Raw genomic sequence first — 14,794 nt, 5'->3', positions numbered from 1 at the left:
GTGGATGGAGGCAGACCGTTCGCAACGGACGGCGCCCGCTTAGGGCCGCGTAGTGTAACCGCGCCCCGCGGCATCGGCCACGCGCCGGACGCCGCGCCACGCAAGGCGGCGCCGGCCGCAATCGACCGGCGCCATCCGGCATCGGATCGGCCAGGAAGCCGGACTCAGACCGCGGCGTCGCTCTTGGCCGCGCAGGCCGGCTGGCCGCAGCCGCCGGGCGCGCAGGACTCGGCCGAGGCCGTGCTGCCGCCGCCGGGATCGCCGGCGATGTTCTTCTTGCTGCCGGACTTGAAGTCGGTCTCGTACCAGCCACCGCCGCTGAGGCGGAAACCCGCGGCCGACACCTGCTTGACCAGATTCGGCTTGCCGCAAGCCGGACAAACCGTCGCCGGCGGATCGGAAATCTTGTGCATCACTTCGGTATCGGCGCCACAGGCCGTGCAGTGATAGTCGTAAATCGGCATGACAATCCTCGAGCGTAAGAGGCCCGGTCCATCGATGAGGCCGGGGCGCGTATTTTCAAGAAGCGTGCCGCCGCGGTCCAGCGATCAGCCGCCGGGTTCGCGGCTGGCCAGGCGCGAGCGCTGCGGCAGCAGCAAGTGAATCTGCGCCCCGCCGACATGCGGCTCGGCCCAGATGTCGCCCTCGTGGTGCGCGGCGATCTTGCGGCAGATCGCCAGGCCCATGCCGGCGCCGCTGAACTGGTCCTGGCTGTGCAGGCGCCGGAACGGCGCGAAGACGTGGTCGATCTGTTCGGCCGGGATACCGATGCCGTTGTCGGTGATCGTCAGGCGCCAATCGTCGTTCTGGCGACGCGCGCGAATCGTCACGCGCGGCTTCTGCCCGGGCGGCTGGAACTTCAGGGCATTGCTGATCAGGTTCTGGAACAGCTGCGTCAGCAGCGCATGGTCGGCGCTGATCGCCGGCAGGTCCGGCGCGACGATCTCGGCGCCGCTGCGCTCGATGTCGCTGGCCAGCTGCTCGCAGGCCTGGCGCACGGTGTCGCCGAGCGGACATTCCTCGATCTTGGCCTCGCGCCGGCCGATGCGCGACAGCTGCAGCAGCGCGTCGACCAGCTGCTGCATCTGCTGCACACCCTGCGTCATGTAGCGCAGGTAGTTCCGGCCGTCGTTGTCGAGCGCCTCGCCGTAGCGCTGTTCGAGCAGTCGGGCGAAACCCTCGATGTTGCGCAGCGGGGTCTGCAGATCATGCGATGCGGCATAGGCGAACTGCTCGAAATCGGCCGCCGAACGCCGGTAATCGGCCAGCGCGTTGCGCAGATGCTGCTCGGCCGCTTCGCGCAGCAGCAGTTCCTCGCGCAGCTTCTCGACCGTGCTGTCGGCGGCCGGCGGCTCGCCGGCACCGATCGTGCCGATCCAGTGCGCGGCGAGCATGCCGGCGCAGCCGATCAGCAGCACCGAGCACAGCGTCAGCAGCCAGGGCATGTTGAACTGTCCGCCGCTGAGCAGCAGCGAAGCGCCGGTCGCCAGCAGCAGCGCGATCAGCAGGCCGCGCTCCCAGAGCAAGGTTCGCGGCCGCGCCGCCCACCACGCCAGCGCCCCGGCCGCCGCCGCGAGCGCGCAGGCGGCCGCCGCCAGACCGTGCGCGAGAAAGGGGGCATCGAAAAGTTTCATGCTTCCGGCATCGGTCGCTCATGCCGGACCGTGCCGGCGCGTCTTCTTGATCGTAAAATTCTGCGGCCCGTCGCTGCCGGCCGCTCTCCGTTCATCCGGCCAATACCGCCGTTCACCGCCTCCCCATGCGCAACAACCTCCGCCGTGGCGCCTTGCACGCCCTGCTCGCTGCGGCCGCCTTCTCGATCACCGGCGTCTGCATCAAAGCGGCGTCGGCGACGACGCCGAACGAGATGGTCGTGTTCATCCGCTGCTTCGTCAGCCTGCTCGCGCTGCTGCCCTGGCTGCTGCGCCGCGGACGGTCGGCGGTGCGCACCACCCGGCTCGGCGGCCATCTCTGGCGCTCCGCCTTCGGCGTCGCGGCAATGTACTGCTTCTTTTATGCGATCGCCGCGCTACCGCTGGCCTCGGCGATGCTGCTGACGTACTCGACGCCGCTGTGGCTGCCGTTCATCGCCTGGGCCTGGATCGGCGAACGCCCGCCATGGATCGCGCTGCCGGCCGCCGTCATCGGCCTCGCCGGCATCGCGCTCATCGTCAGGCCCGGTGCCGGCGGCTACGGCGGCCTCGGCTGGGCCGGCCTGATCGGGCTGGCGTCCGGCCTGCTCGCCGCCTGCGCGATGGTCAGCATCCGCCGCATCTCGGATTCCGAACCAGCCGAACGCATCGTGTTCTATTTCGCGCTGATGGCGACCGCGATTTCGGCCATCCCGCTCATCTGGGCCTGGCAGACGCCGACGCCGCACGCGCTGGCGCTGCTGATCGGCGCCGGCATCGCCGCGACCGTCGGCCAGCTGCACCTGACGCATGCCTACGCCTGGGCGCCGGCGGCGCGCGTCGGCCCGTTCACGTATTTCTCGGTGCTGTTCTCGGCGGTGCTGGCCTGGCTGCTCTGGGGCGAACGCCTCGACCGCTGGGCGGCGCTCGGCGCGCTGCTCGTCGTTCTGACCTGCGTGCTGGTCAGCTGGCGCCCGGCGCCGCCGGTCGTCGCCAGCTAGCCGTTGCCGCCGGGCATTTAAGGCGGCGGCGCCAGCGCCTCGACGCGCAGATCGGCGAAGCGCGTGAGCCCGGCGAGGAAATGCCGGTACGCCGCGCCGGCCGGCTGACGCGCGCCCTTGAAGCCGAACTCGATGTGGCGCGGACGCTCCGGGCCGCCGCGCGACGGCAGGCTCGACAGCTTGATGCCCGGATAGCGTGCGAGCGTCTCCTGCATCAGCGGCAGCAGATCGCCCTCGCCGCTGGTGCCGATCGCGCGCAGGCGGAACTCGATGTCGGGCTCGGCGCGGTGCAGCGCGCGCAGTGGTCCGTCGAGCACCCATTCGAGCATCGGCCAGGCCATTTCGGGAAAGCCGGGCACGAAGTAGCAGCGGCCGATCGAAAAGCCGGCGACCCGATTGACCGGATTGGGGATCAGCGCCGCGCCCTGCGGAAAGTCGGCCATCAGCACGCGGTTCGGCCGCGCCGCGGCGCCGTACTGGTCGACGATCAGCGCCTCGGCCTCGCGATGGCGCTCGATCGGCACGCCGAACGCGCGCGCCGCCGCCTGCCGCGTGCAATCGTCCGGTGTCGCACCGATGCCGCCGCAGGACAGCAGCGCGTCACCGCACGCCTGCGCGGCGACGATCGCCTCGGCGATCGCGGCTTCGTCGTCGCCGAGAATGCGTGCCCACGACAGCTCCATGCCGCGCGCGCGCAGCAGTTCGATGACGCGCGCGAAATGGCGATCCTGGCGCTTGCCGCTGAGGATTTCGTCGCCGATCACCAGCAGGCCGACGCTCATGCGCGCCCTCCGGGCGGCGAAAAGCGCAAGGCCCACGAAGGGGGACGGATCATTCGGCGGTCCATGCGTATTTTTCGAAGGCGTTGAAGATGTCGGTCTCGGTGACGATGCCGATGATCCGGCCGCCCTGGGTGACGGTCAGGCGGCTGAAATTGGCATCCGAGATCTTCGCCGCCGCGTCGCGGATGCTCGTTTCCGCCGGCACCGAGACGACCGGCCGCGTGCAGACTTCGCCGACGCGCGCGGTCGCCGGGTTCTTGCCGGCGCGCACCAGCTTGGCGACGATGTCGCGCCGCGTGAGGATGCCCCACTCGCCGTCGCCGCTCGGCTCGACGACCAGCGAGCTGACGTCGTTGTCGGTCATCAGATGCATCGCCGCCTCGACGCTCTCCTTCTCGGAGACCGTGATCAGCGAACGTGTCATCAGGTCGGAGACGGTGGTCGGCAGGCGGCCGGTGTCGATCATTTCCTCGAGCGGCTGCAGCAGGCGGCGGATCTCGCGCTGCTTGCGCTCCTTGGCGAGCTGCGCCTGCTGCGCGCGACGCCGGGCTTCGAGATCGACGCCGCCTTCGATGCGCTCGATCAGCGCGTCGGCGAACTGCGAGGTGCCGACCTCGGTCGCCCCGTCGATCTGGCGCGCGAAGTCGTAGGTGACGATGCCGTCCGACACCACTTCCGGATAGACCAGGGTGATCAGGTCCGCGGCCTCCTTCCAGCCCATGTACTCGAGCATCATCACGCCCGAGAACAGCAGCGAGCCGGGATTGACCTTGTTGAGGTTGGCGTACTTCGGCGCGGTGCCGTGCGTGGCCTCGAACACCGCGACGAAATCGCCGATGTTGGCGCCCGGCGCGATGCCGACGCCACCGACCTCGGCGGCGATCGCATCCGAGAGATAGTCGCCGTTGAGGTTCATCGTCGCGATCACGTCGAACTCGTCGGGCCGCAGCAGCATCATCTGGAACATGATGTCGGCGATGCGGTCCTTGATGACGATCTTGCCTTCCGGCTGCTTGCCCTTGTACTCGGCGTAGAGCTGTTCTTCGGTGATCGTGACGTTGCCGAATTCCTCGCGCGCGACCTCGTAGCCCCAGTTGCGGAACGCGCCTTCGGTGAACTTCATGATGTTGCCCTTGTGCACCAGGGTCACCGACTCGCGGCCGTTATCGATCGCGTACTGGATGGCCTTGCGCACGAGGCGCTTGCTGCCGAAGGCCGAGATCGGCTTGACGCCGAGGCCGGCGCCGTCGAAGAACTTCGCCTTCAGTTCCTCGCGCAGGAATTTGGTGAGCTTGTCGTTCTCGGCCGAGCCCGCCTTGTATTCGATGCCGGTGTAAACGTCCTCGGTGTTCTCGCGGAAGATGACGACGTCGACCTTGCCGGGATTCTTCAGCGGACTCGGCACGCCGGCGTAGTGGCGCACCGGCCGCACGCAGGCGTAGAGATCGAGATCCTGGCGCAGCGCCACGTTCAGCGAGCGGAAGCCGCCGCCGACCGGCGTGGTCAGCGGCCCTTTGATCGAGATCACCAGATCGCGCAGCGCGGCGATCGTCTCGTCCGGGCAATAGTTGCCGTCGTAGAGTCCGGCGGCCTTCTCGCCGAGGAAGGCCTCGCACCAGTGAATCCGTCGCTGGCCGCCGTAGGCCTTCTCGACCGCCGCGTTCCAGATGCGCAGGCAGGCCTTGGTGATGTCGGGGCCGATGCCGTCGCCCTCGACGTAGCCGATGATCGGCTGGTCCGGAACCCGCAGCTTGCCGTCCCGGACGGTGACTTTCTCGCCCGACGCGGGCAGCTGGATATGACGGTAGGTCATGGGACTCTCGCGCTCCTGTGCTGATTCCGGATGGGCCTCACGAGCCGTTTGTCGAAACGATTTTACGCCCGTTATGCTGGCCCCGGCGAACCGCGGAACCCACCATCGGAAGCGCGCCGCGCGCCGGCGTCACGCTTCGCACACTGGAGAACAACAATGAATGTCCTGGTCCCGATTGCCGAAGGATCCGAGTCCCTGGAGACCGTCGCCATCGTCAACGTCCTGCGCCGCGGCGGCGTCGACGTCACCGTCGCCGCGATCGGCAGGAGCCGCACGGTCCACGGCACGCGCGACATCGTGCTGCACGCCGATGCCCTGTTCGAAGACGTTGCGCATCGCACGTTCGACGCCATCGTGCTGCCCGGCGGCGATGCCGGCGCGCGCGCACTCGGCGCGCATGCCGCGCTGATCGAGAAGCTCAAGGAACAGCGCATGGCGCACCGCTGGTTCGGCGGCATTTGCGCGGCGCCGGCGCTGGCGCTGGCGCCGCATGGCCTGCTCGACGGCAAGCAGGCGACCTGCTACCCCTCGTATCGCGAGGCCCTGCTGCACTGGGTCGACCAGCCGGTGGTCGCCGACGGCCACTGCATCACCAGCCAAGGGCCGGCGACGGCAATCGCGTTCGGGCTCGGCCTGCTCGAAAAGCTGGCCGGCAGCGCGCGCCGCCACGAGGTCGCCGCGGCGATGCTGGCCGAAGCCTGAGGCGCCCGCCGTCGCAAAAAAAACGCCCGCTCGAAGCGGGCGTTTTTTCTGCAGCGGCGCGGCTCAGGCCGCTTTCTTGCCGACCGCCTCGGCGAGCATCTTCTGCAGCTCGCCGCTCTGGTAAAGGTCGAGCGTGATGTCGCAGCCGCCGATCAGCTCGCCCTTCACGTACAGCTGCGGGAACGTCGGCCAGTTGGCGAACTTCGGCAGGGCCCGGTAGACCTCTTCGTCCTCGAAAATGTTGACGAAGGCGAACGGCACGTCACAGGCCTTCAGGGCCTGCACGACGCGCGCCGAGAAGCCGCACTGCGGAAAGTCCGGCGTCCCTTTCATGTAGACAATGATCGGGTTATCAGTGACTTGCTTCTTGATTCGTTCCAATGCATCCATGTCTCTCTCCGACAAGAGGAGTTCAAACGGCGGCGGATTATACGCATGCCCGCTGGCGTCCGCTGCCCGACGCCGTCATCGCTATTGAATTCGCTGGTGGTATTCGCCTATGTTGTCGAGCCCCACGAGCCAGTAGGCGCTTCGCGCTGAACCAGCACAAGAGGAATAACACATGGCTTTGACCCTCCCCGAGCTTCCGTACGCCCGCGACGCACTCGCGCCGCACATGTCCGCGGAAACGCTCGATTTCCATTACGGCAAACACCATAAGGCCTACGTCGACAACGGCAACAAGCTGATCGCCGGCACCGAATTCGAGAACATGCCGCTCGAGGACATCGTCAAGAAGTCCTCCGGCAAGATCTTCAATAACGCTGCGCAGGTCTACAACCACAACTTCTTCTGGAACTCGCTGACGCCGAGCCAGAAGGCGCCGGGCAAGAAGTTGACCGACGCTTTGGTCAAACAGTTCGGCGGCGTCGAAGATTTCAAGAAGCAGTTCACCGAAGCGGCGATCGGCCAGTTCGGTTCGGGCTGGGCCTGGCTGGTGCAGAACGCCGACGGCACGCTGGCGATCACCACCACCGCCAATGCCGACAACCCGCTGACCAAGGGCCTGAAGCCGCTGCTGACCTGCGACGTCTGGGAACACGCCTACTACATCGACTACCGCAACGCGCGGCCGAGCTTCCTCGAGCACTTCTGGGCGCTCGTGAACTGGGAATTCGTCGAGAAGAATCTGGGGTAAAATCCTCAGCCGATGGGGTTGAAGGCCGCGCTTGCGCGGCCTTCGCCGTTTTCTGTTGTGCGGAAATGAGAGAGCCGCCATGCCGCGTCACCTGCTGAAACTGTCCGATCTTGCGCCGGCCGAAGCCCGGCAGATCGTCTTGCGCGCGAGCGCGCTCAAGCGGCAGACGGACAGCGGCTACCGGCCCTTCGTCGGCAAGACGCTGGCGATGATCTTCGCCAAGAACTCGACGCGCACGCGCGTCAGCTTCGAGGCCGGCATGGCGCGCTTCGGCGGGCATGCCCTGTTCCTGGCCGCCGGCGCGACGCAGATCGGTCGCGACGAACCGATTCGCGACACCGCCAACGTGCTGTCGCGCATGTGCAGCGCGATCATGATCCGTAACGATTCGCAGCAGGAGCAGGAAGAGTTCGCGGCGCATTCGCGTGTCCCGGTCATCAACGGCCTGTCCGATCTCCACCATCCGTGCCAGCTGCTCGCCGACCTGCAGACCTGGTTCGAGCATCGCGGCGATCCTCGCGGCAAAACCGCGGCTTGGATCGGCGACGGCAACAACGTCTGCCATTCGTTCATCGAAGCCGCGACGCTGTTCGGCTTCAAGCTCAACATCGCGGCGCCGGCCGGCTACCAGCCGGACGCCGAGCTGATGCGCGCAGCCGGCGACGCCGTCCGGCTCGCCGACTCGCCGGCCACCGCCGCGCGCGGTGCCGATCTGATCGTCACCGATACCTGGACCAGCATGGGCCAGGAAGCCGAGCAGCAGAAGCGCCTGCAGGCCTTCGCCGGCTATCAGGTCGACACGGCGCTGATGCAGCTCGCCAAGCCGGATGCGATCTTCCTGCACTGCCTGCCTGCGCATCGCGGCGAGGAAGTCGCCGCCGAAGTGATCGACGGTCCGCAGTCGGTGATCTACGACGAAGCGGAGAACCGGCTCTGGGCGCAGATGGCGCTGCTCGAGTTCCTGTTCGGCATCGCCGCCTGAGCATGACCGCGCCCGCGGCCCGCGACGGATCGGGACACGCGCCCGATCCGCGGCAGATCGCGGCCGCGCTGCGGCCCCGCCGCCGCTGAAGCGCCGCCCGGCATCGCCCGTGGACCTGCTCGATCCGCTGCTCGCGTTCTTCACCGACAACGGCTATCTGGCCGTCTTCGTCGTGCTGCTGGCCTGCGGTTTCGGCATGCCGATTCCGGAGGACATCACGCTGGTCGCCGGCGGCATCATCGCCGGCATCGGCGACGCCAATGTCCACCTGATGTGCCTGGTCGGCCTCGCCGGCGTGCTGTCGGGCGACGCCGTCATGTTCTGGACCGGCCGCCACTTCGGCGAACGCGCGCGCCAGCTGCGCTGGGTTTCGTGGCTGCTGACCCCGAAGCGTTACGCGCGCATCGAGGCGCTGTACCGCCGGCACGGCAACCGCCTGATGTTCATCGCCCGCTTCCTGCCCGGCCTGCGCACGCCGATCTATCTCACCGCCGGCATGACGCGGCGCGTGCCGTTCTGGCGCTTCCTGATGCTCGACGGCCTCGCGGCGCTGATCAGCGTGCCGCTATGGGTCTATCTGGGCTACTTCGGCGCCGAGAACCACGCGTGGCTGCTGCTGTGGATCGGGCGCAGCAAGACCGTGCTCGCCGTCGTCTTCGCCCTCTTCCTCGCGCTGCTGCTGGTCTATGTCTGGCGCCGCCGCGCGCGCCGGCGGCGCCTGTACCGCGAACGCGAGGCGCGCCGCCAGCGGCGCCAGCCGGGCCCGTAGAATCGCCTGTCCGCATTTTTCCAGCCGTTCACTGCCCATGACCGCCCCGACGCCTCCGACCGACGTTTCCGCGACCGTACAGCGCGCCCTCGCCGAGGACATCGGCAGCGGCGACGTCACCGCCCGCCTCGTGCCGGCGGAACAGACCGCAAGCGCCGCCGTGATCTCGCGCGAGGCCGCGGTGATCTGCGGCCGCCCCTGGGTCGACGCCGTGTTCGCCGCGCTCGACCCGGCGATCGCGATCCGCTGGCTCGTCGCCGAAGGCGATCGCGTCGTCCCCGACCAGCGCCTCTACGAACTGCACGGCCCGGCGCGGGCCCTGCTGACCGGCGAGCGCACGGCGCTGAACTTCCTGCAGACGCTGTCCGGTACCGCGACCGCGGTGCGCCAGTACGTCGACGCCGTGGCCGGCACCGGCTGCAAGATCGCCGACACGCGCAAGACCCTGCCCGGCCTGCGCAACGCGCAGAAGTACGCGGTGCTCTGCGGCGGCGGCATCAACCACCGCATCGGCCTCTACGACGGCATTCTCATCAAGGAAAACCACGTCGCCGCCGCCGGCGGCATCCGCCAGGCGATCGCCAATGCCCGCGCGCTGAACGCCGGCGTGCCGCTGATGACGGAAGCCGAGGATTTCGATCAGGTGCAGGCGGCGCTGGAGGCCGACGTCGACCTGCTGCTGGTCGACGACTTCACGCTGCCGCAGATCCGCGAGGCCGTGCAGCTGACGCGCGCGCACCGCGCACGCGGCGGCCGGACCGTCATCGAATATTCGGGCGGTGCGACGCTGGAGACGGTCCGCGCCATCGCCGAATGCGGCGTCGACCGCATCGCGATCGGCGCGATCACCAAGCACGTGCGCGCCGTCGACCTGTCGATGCGCTTCGCTTAGGAAACCCTCTGAAAAAGCGCATACATCGTCATTGCGAAGCGCCGTAGGCGACGAAGCCATCCAGCGGTGCACAACGCCGGTCCTGTGTGGATCGCCGCGGCCGCTGCGCGGCCTCGCGATGACGGATTCTTCAGACCTTCCTTAGGCGCGCAGCGCGCGCACCGCCGCCTCGAAGCGCTGCACCGCACCGTCGACGTCGGTGAGCTTGTCGAGTCCGAACAGGCCGACGCGGAAGCTGCGGAAACCCTCGGGCTCGCCGCACATCAGCGGCACGCCGGCAGCGGTCTGCAGGCCGAGCGCGGCAAAGCGGCGGCTGCTGCTGATCTCGACGTCGTCGGTATAGGCGACGACCACGCTCGGCGCCTCGTAGCCCTCGGCCGCGACGCTCGGATAGCCGTGCCGCGCGAGCACCGCGCGAATCTGCGTGCCGAGCGCCCACTGCGCCTCGCGCAGCGTCTCGATGCCGGCGGCCAGCGTCTTCTGCATCGCCTCGCGCAGCGTCAGCAGCGCATCGGTCGGCATCGTCGCGTGATAGGCGTGGCCGCCGTCCTCGTAGGCCTGCATGATCTGCTGCCACTTCTTCAGGTCGGCCGCGAAACTGCTGCTGCGCGTCTGTTCGAGGCGGCGGCGCGCGTCGGCGCCGAGCATGACCAGCGCCGCGCAGGGGCTCGCCGACCAGCCCTTCTGCGGCGCTGTCAGCAGCACGTCGATGCCGCAGGCCTGCATGTCGACCCAGATCGCGCCGGAGGCGACGCAATCGAGCACCAGCAGGCCGCCATGCGCATGCACCGCCGCGGCGACGCGCCGCAGGTAATCGTCGGGCAGGATCAGGCCGGCCGCGGTCTCGACGTGGGCCAGGAACACAACGTCCGGACGCTCGCGCGCGATGCTCGCCTCGACCGCCTCGATCGCCGGCGGCGCGAACGGCGCCTTCGGCGCGTCGGCGACGGCGGACGCGCAGAGCACGGTCTCGCGCGACGGGATGCCGCCCATTTCGAAGATCTGCGACCAGCGGTAACTGAACCAGCCGTTGCGCACAACCAGGCAGTGCCGTCCCGAGCCGAACTGGCGCGCGACCGCTTCCATGCCGAAGGTGCCGCCACCCGGCACGATGGCGACGGCGTCCGCCCTGTAGACCGACTTCAGCGTCGCCGAGATGTCGCGCATCGCCTGCTGGAAGCGCTGCGACATGTGATTGGTCGCCCGGTCGTTGAAGACGACCGAGTACTCGAGCAGGCCGTCCGGATCGACCGACGAAAAGAGGCGCGACATCTGATGACTCCCGCGGGTTCGCAGCCCGTCTGGCGAGGGGGGAGCGGCATTGTAGCCGCCCCCGCCCCGCCGACCGCCGCGCCCGCCGGAGTCGCGCGGCGCCCGCGCCGCGTCAGGGGGCAGCCGCGCTCACCATCGGCTTGCGCGCCGGCAGGCCGCAGAACGCGAAATCGCAGTCGGGCTGGCGGCCGTCGATGATGTCGGCGATCGCGCGGCCCGAGCCGCAGCCGTGCGTCCAGCCCAGCGTGCCGTGGCCGGTATTGAGATACAGGCCTTCGACCTTGCTGCGGCCGATGTACGGCACGTTGCCCGGCGTCGCCGGACGCAGGCCGGTCCAGTACTGCGCCAGTTCCGCACGGCTCATGCCCGGAAAGACCTGCAGCGTGCGCTGCACGATCGCCTCGCAGCGCACCTGGTTGAGCGCCATCGAATAGCCGTCGAACTCGGCGGTGCCGGCGACGCGCAGGCGATCGCCGAAGCGCGAGAACACCAGCTTGAACTCGTCGTCGGTCAGGCTCGCGGTCGGTGCCAGCGCCGGTTCGAGCACCGGCAGCGTGATCGAATAGCCCTTGACCGGATAGATATCGAGACCGACGCCGGCGGTACGCGCGAGCTGCGGGCTGAAGCTGCCGAGCGCCAGCACGTAAGCGTCGGCTTTCTCGACCTGGTAGGCGCCGGTTTCGTCGGCATACTCGACGCCGCTCATGCGCCCGCCCTCGGTGTGCAGGCGCTGGATGCGCACGCCGTAGCGGAACTGCACGCCGCGCTCGGCGCAGCGCGCCGCCAGTCCGGTCGTGAACTTGTGCACGTCGCCCGATTCATCGGCGCTGGTGTAGGTGGCGCCGGCCAGCTGCGAACGGATCTGCGCCAGCGCCGGCTCGATGCGGACCACCTCGTCGGCGTCGATCACGCGCCGCTCGCAGCCGATCTCGCGCATGATGCGCGCCGGCTCGATCGCCAGATCGAATTCCTTGGCGCTCGTGTAGTAGTGCAGGATGCCGCGCTCGAGATGGTCGTACTCGACGCCGGCCTCGACGCGCAGCGCCTGCAGGCTTTCGCGGCTGTAGGTGCCGAGGCGCACGAGCTGGATCATGTTGTGCGTCGAGCGCCTGGCGCTGCACTCGCGCAGGAACTTCATGCCCCAGGACCACTGCGTCGGATCGGCGCGCAGGCGGAACAGCAGCGGCGCGTCTTCCTTGCCGAGCCAGCGCAGCATCTTGCCCGGCGCCGACGGATTGGCCCAGGGCTCGGCGTGGCTCACCGAGATCTGGCCGCCGTTGCCGAAGCTGGTCTCGCGCGCCGCGCCGGCATTGCGTTCGAGCACCACCACCTCGTGCCCGGCCTTCGCCAGATACCACGCCGAGGCCACGCCGATCACGCCGGCGCCCATCACGATCACTTTCATCTCAAGCTCCAAAAAGATAGTGAGGCAGCGCGGCGTCTCGCGCCGCGCTGCCGAAGCCCCACTGTCCTTTTGCCTGAGAGATTCACCGCGCCCCAACGCGGCTTGCCCCTTCGGCGGCCGCTCGACCGTTGCCGGCGCGGCGCTCTCCAGTTTGTGTGCTGCTTCCAGTATCGAGGCCTGAGCGTTTCGGGTCTGCGCCTTCGGCAGCGCGGCCCCGACTGCGGGGCACGCGCGTTCTCCTGGGTTTACCACTCGAGGGTATGGCTGGTGCGTGAACGGGCCGTCACCGCCGACCGGCCGCGATCGCCGCACGCGCGAACGTGCCGCAGGCGAGCCTCTTCGACGATGGCACGGCGGGCCGAAGCCCGAATCCTCCTCTGTCCCGGACGCGAAACGACACCGCAACCCCGCTATACGAGGCAACCGGCGCCGCTCCCGCTGTCCTGGGGCCTGAAAGATTCGGTGCGCCGCGGGCGGCGACCTTGCTTCTTCGGCGGACCCGCTCGCGCGGATCACTCTTCAGTCGGCAAACAGCGACGCAGTACGGGGACCTGAGCGTTTATGGGAGATTGCGCCTTCGGTGGGCAGCCGCTCCTGACGGCTGCCGCTCTCCTGCGTGGCTGGGTGAAATGTCCTGCCGCCGGCAGGCCCGGAGCGGGCTGCGAGCGGCGATTCATTCGAGCACGAAGCATGCCACACGCCGGCGCCGTCGCGCACGCATAAGGCGCGGCGGACTTCAGCCGCCGAGCAGGCGCTCGATCACCGGTCCGACGCGCGCCGCGTCGCCGCTGCTGCGCCAGTCGACGCGCCCCGCCTGGGCATCAGGCGCCAGCAGTCCCTCGCGCTCGAGCACGCGGCGCGCCTGGCGGGCGACCGCCGCGCCGGTATCGAGCAGCGCCACCGACGGCCCGGCGATCTCGGCGATCAGCGGGCGCAGAAACGGATAGTGGGTGCAGCCGAGCACCAGCGTATCGGCGCCGTCGCGCAGCAGTGGCTCGATGTAGCGGCGCAGCAGCGCGCGCAGCGCCGGACTGTCGAGTTCGCCGCGCTCGACGAATTCGACCAGCCCCGGACAGGGCTGCGTGATGACGCGCACGCCGTCGCCGTGCTGGGCCTGCAGGCGCAGGAACTTGTCGCCGGCCAGCGCCGCGCCGGTCGCCAGCACGCCGACCACGCCGCTACGCGTCTGTCGCACCGCCGGCTTGATCGCCGGCTCGATGCCGATGAAGCTCAGCGGATAGGTCGCGCGCAGCTGCTCGACGGCGGCGATCGTCGCCGTGTTGCAGGCGACGACGATCAGCTTGGCGCCGGCTGCGAGCAGCTCGTCGGTGATCGCGAACGCGCGCGCCGTGATCTCGATCGCCGGCTTGCCGCCGTACGGGCAATGCCCGCTGTCGGCGTAGTAGATGAAATGCTCGTGCGGCAGCTCGCGACGCAGCTCGCGCAGCACCGACAGGCCGCCGACACCCGAATCGAACACACCGATCGGCGCAGCCGCACGATCCGCTCTCACTCGTCGCCTCCGGCTTCGGCGATCGCCGCGACCGGCGGCGGCGAATGCGGATGCGGCGCCAGATCGCGCGGCCGCAGACGGCGGCCGGCACGCGGCCGGGCCGGCGCCGCGCGTGCGCGCAGGAAGCGCCCGACCAGCTCGTTGAAGATCTCGGGCCGCTCGGCCGGCAGCGCGTGATGCGCGCCCGCGACGATGTGCAGTCGCGCGCAAGGCAGCGCATGCGCGAAGCGCACCGTCTCCTCGCGCGTGAAAAAGTCGTGCTCGGCGCCGATCACCAGCACCGGCATGCGCAGCTGGCCGAGGCGCGGCAGCACCGACCAGCGGCCGAGCGCCGCCAGCGCCGAGAGATAGGCGTAGCGCGTGTTGCGCGCGCCGCGCGCGATGCTTTTGCGCCGCGCTTCGGCCTGATCGCGACCGGGATACATGCGCGCGGCGCCGATGCGCGACAGCCGCGCCGGTCCGAGCAGACCCATCACCAGCCAGCGGTAGCCGAATTCGAGGCGGTGGCGCAGCGTCTGCGGCCGGAACATCGGCATGCTGTTGGCGACGACCAGGCGCTCGACGCGGCCGCCGCCGTCGAGCGCCAGCTGCTGGGCGATCGCACCACCCATCGAATGCCCGACCAGCGCGAAGCGCTCGACACCGAGCGCGGCGAGCAGCATGGCGACGTCGCGCGCCAGCCGCCGGATCGTGAACAGGCGCCGGCCGTGGCCGCTGTCACCGAACCCGCGCAGATCCGGCGCGATCACGCGGTAGTGCTGCGCGAAATGCCCGATCTGGTGCTCCCAGTCGAGATGGCTGCCGCCGAGCCCGTGCACCAGCACCAGCGGCGGGCCGGAGCCCGCCTCGGCGTAGTGCATGTCGAAATCGTCGACGCGTAGCTGCGGCATCGCG

The 14,794-nt window shown here is 69.2% G+C and carries 15 protein-coding genes and 2 riboswitches; of the genes, 6 read left to right on the top strand and 9 right to left on the bottom strand.

All coding sequences use genetic code 11. The features are described from left to right. Positions 1 to 164: 164 nt before the first annotated feature. Together K343_RS0108615 and K343_RS21470 are read right to left on the bottom strand one after the other, a co-directional pair. On the bottom strand, positions 165 to 464 hold the full coding sequence (locus K343_RS0108615) for an FmdB family zinc ribbon protein (RefSeq protein ID WP_028007721.1): 300 nt from the start codon (positions 462 to 464) through the stop codon (positions 165 to 167). Positions 465 to 548: 84 nt separating this feature from the next. Further along, positions 549 to 1,634 (bottom strand): sensor histidine kinase, encoded by a 1,086-nt coding sequence (locus K343_RS21470; protein WP_051278074.1) that lies wholly within the window; start codon positions 1,632 to 1,634, stop codon positions 549 to 551. Positions 1,635 to 1,759: 125 nt separating this feature from the next. On the opposite strand from K343_RS21470, the gene K343_RS0108605 reads away from it, so the two are divergent. Further along, positions 1,760 to 2,632: a DMT family transporter gene (locus K343_RS0108605; RefSeq protein WP_028007720.1), complete on the top strand. Its 873-nt coding sequence runs from the start codon at positions 1,760 to 1,762 to the stop codon at positions 2,630 to 2,632. Positions 2,633 to 2,649: 17 nt separating this feature from the next. On the opposite strand, the gene K343_RS0108600 is transcribed toward K343_RS0108605, so the two are convergent. Beyond that, positions 2,650 to 3,414: a competence/damage-inducible protein A gene (locus K343_RS0108600; protein ID WP_028007719.1), complete on the bottom strand. Its 765-nt coding sequence runs from the start codon at positions 3,412 to 3,414 to the stop codon at positions 2,650 to 2,652. Positions 3,415 to 3,463: 49 nt separating this feature from the next. After that, positions 3,464 to 5,227 (bottom strand): isocitrate dehydrogenase (NADP(+)), encoded by a 1,764-nt coding sequence (gene icd, locus K343_RS0108595; RefSeq protein ID WP_028007718.1) that lies wholly within the window; start codon positions 5,225 to 5,227, stop codon positions 3,464 to 3,466. A 156-nt stretch (positions 5,228 to 5,383) separates the two neighbouring features. On the opposite strand from icd, the gene K343_RS0108590 reads away from it, so the two are divergent. Further along, positions 5,384 to 5,929, top strand: a complete 546-nt coding sequence (locus K343_RS0108590) for a DJ-1 family glyoxalase III (protein WP_028007717.1) — start codon at positions 5,384 to 5,386, stop codon at positions 5,927 to 5,929. Between the two features lie 63 nt (positions 5,930 to 5,992). Here the strand turns inward: K343_RS0108590 and grxD are convergent, their stop codons facing one another. Beyond that, positions 5,993 to 6,319, bottom strand: a complete 327-nt coding sequence (grxD, locus tag K343_RS0108585; RefSeq protein WP_028007716.1) for a Grx4 family monothiol glutaredoxin — start codon at positions 6,317 to 6,319, stop codon at positions 5,993 to 5,995. 172 nt (positions 6,320 to 6,491) lie between these two features. Here grxD and K343_RS0108580 point away from each other — a divergent pair, with 172 nt between their 5' ends. The 4 genes from K343_RS0108580 (at position 6,492) to nadC (ending at position 9,710) form a co-directional block, all read left to right on the top strand. Next, complete coding sequence (locus K343_RS0108580) at positions 6,492 to 7,067, top strand: superoxide dismutase (protein ID WP_028007715.1); 576 nt, start codon at positions 6,492 to 6,494, stop codon at positions 7,065 to 7,067. Positions 7,068 to 7,146: 79 nt separating this feature from the next. Next, entirely contained in the window at positions 7,147 to 8,049 is a 903-nt protein-coding gene (gene argF / locus K343_RS0108575; RefSeq protein WP_028007714.1) for an ornithine carbamoyltransferase, read from the top strand. Positions 8,050 to 8,158: 109 nt separating this feature from the next. Beyond that, a complete protein-coding gene (locus tag K343_RS0108570) occupies positions 8,159 to 8,818 on the top strand; it encodes a DedA family protein (protein WP_028007713.1) in 660 nt (219 codons plus the stop codon). Between the two features lie 37 nt (positions 8,819 to 8,855). Beyond that, a complete protein-coding gene (gene nadC, locus K343_RS0108565; RefSeq protein WP_084615779.1) occupies positions 8,856 to 9,710 on the top strand; it encodes a carboxylating nicotinate-nucleotide diphosphorylase in 855 nt (284 codons plus the stop codon). Between the two features lie 141 nt (positions 9,711 to 9,851). On the opposite strand, the gene K343_RS0108560 is transcribed toward nadC, so the two are convergent. From K343_RS0108560 to K343_RS21460, 4 genes are all read right to left on the bottom strand, one after another. Beyond that, the gene (locus tag K343_RS0108560) at positions 9,852 to 10,982 is read right to left on the bottom strand and encodes an aminotransferase class V-fold PLP-dependent enzyme (protein ID WP_028007711.1); all 1,131 of its coding nucleotides are present in this window, start codon (positions 10,980 to 10,982) and stop codon (positions 9,852 to 9,854) included. Between the two features lie 112 nt (positions 10,983 to 11,094). Continuing rightward, positions 11,095 to 12,387, bottom strand: coding sequence for a D-amino acid dehydrogenase (locus K343_RS0108555; RefSeq protein ID WP_028007710.1), 1,293 nt, complete (start codon positions 12,385 to 12,387; stop codon positions 11,095 to 11,097). 51 nt (positions 12,388 to 12,438) lie between these two features. Then, a riboswitch (glycine riboswitch) is annotated at positions 12,439 to 12,547 on the bottom strand. Positions 12,548 to 12,916: 369 nt separating this feature from the next. Continuing rightward, a riboswitch (glycine riboswitch) is annotated at positions 12,917 to 13,012 on the bottom strand. Positions 13,013 to 13,123: 111 nt separating this feature from the next. Further along, complete coding sequence (gene murI, locus K343_RS21465; protein ID WP_043112333.1) at positions 13,124 to 13,900, bottom strand: glutamate racemase; 777 nt, start codon at positions 13,898 to 13,900, stop codon at positions 13,124 to 13,126. After that, entirely contained in the window at positions 13,897 to 14,790 is an 894-nt protein-coding gene (locus K343_RS21460; RefSeq protein WP_154662487.1) for an alpha/beta fold hydrolase, read from the bottom strand. Before K343_RS21460 ends, murI begins: the two co-directional genes overlap by 4 nt. Positions 14,791 to 14,794 lie beyond the last annotated feature (4 nt).

The sequence above is a fragment of the Solimonas flava DSM 18980 genome (genome assembly GCF_000426685.1).
GTDB lineage: Bacteria > Pseudomonadota > Gammaproteobacteria > Nevskiales > Nevskiaceae > Solimonas > Solimonas flava.
The sequence above is the reverse complement of the archived record's forward strand: the minus strand, read 5'-3'. Positions and strand labels throughout refer to the sequence as shown.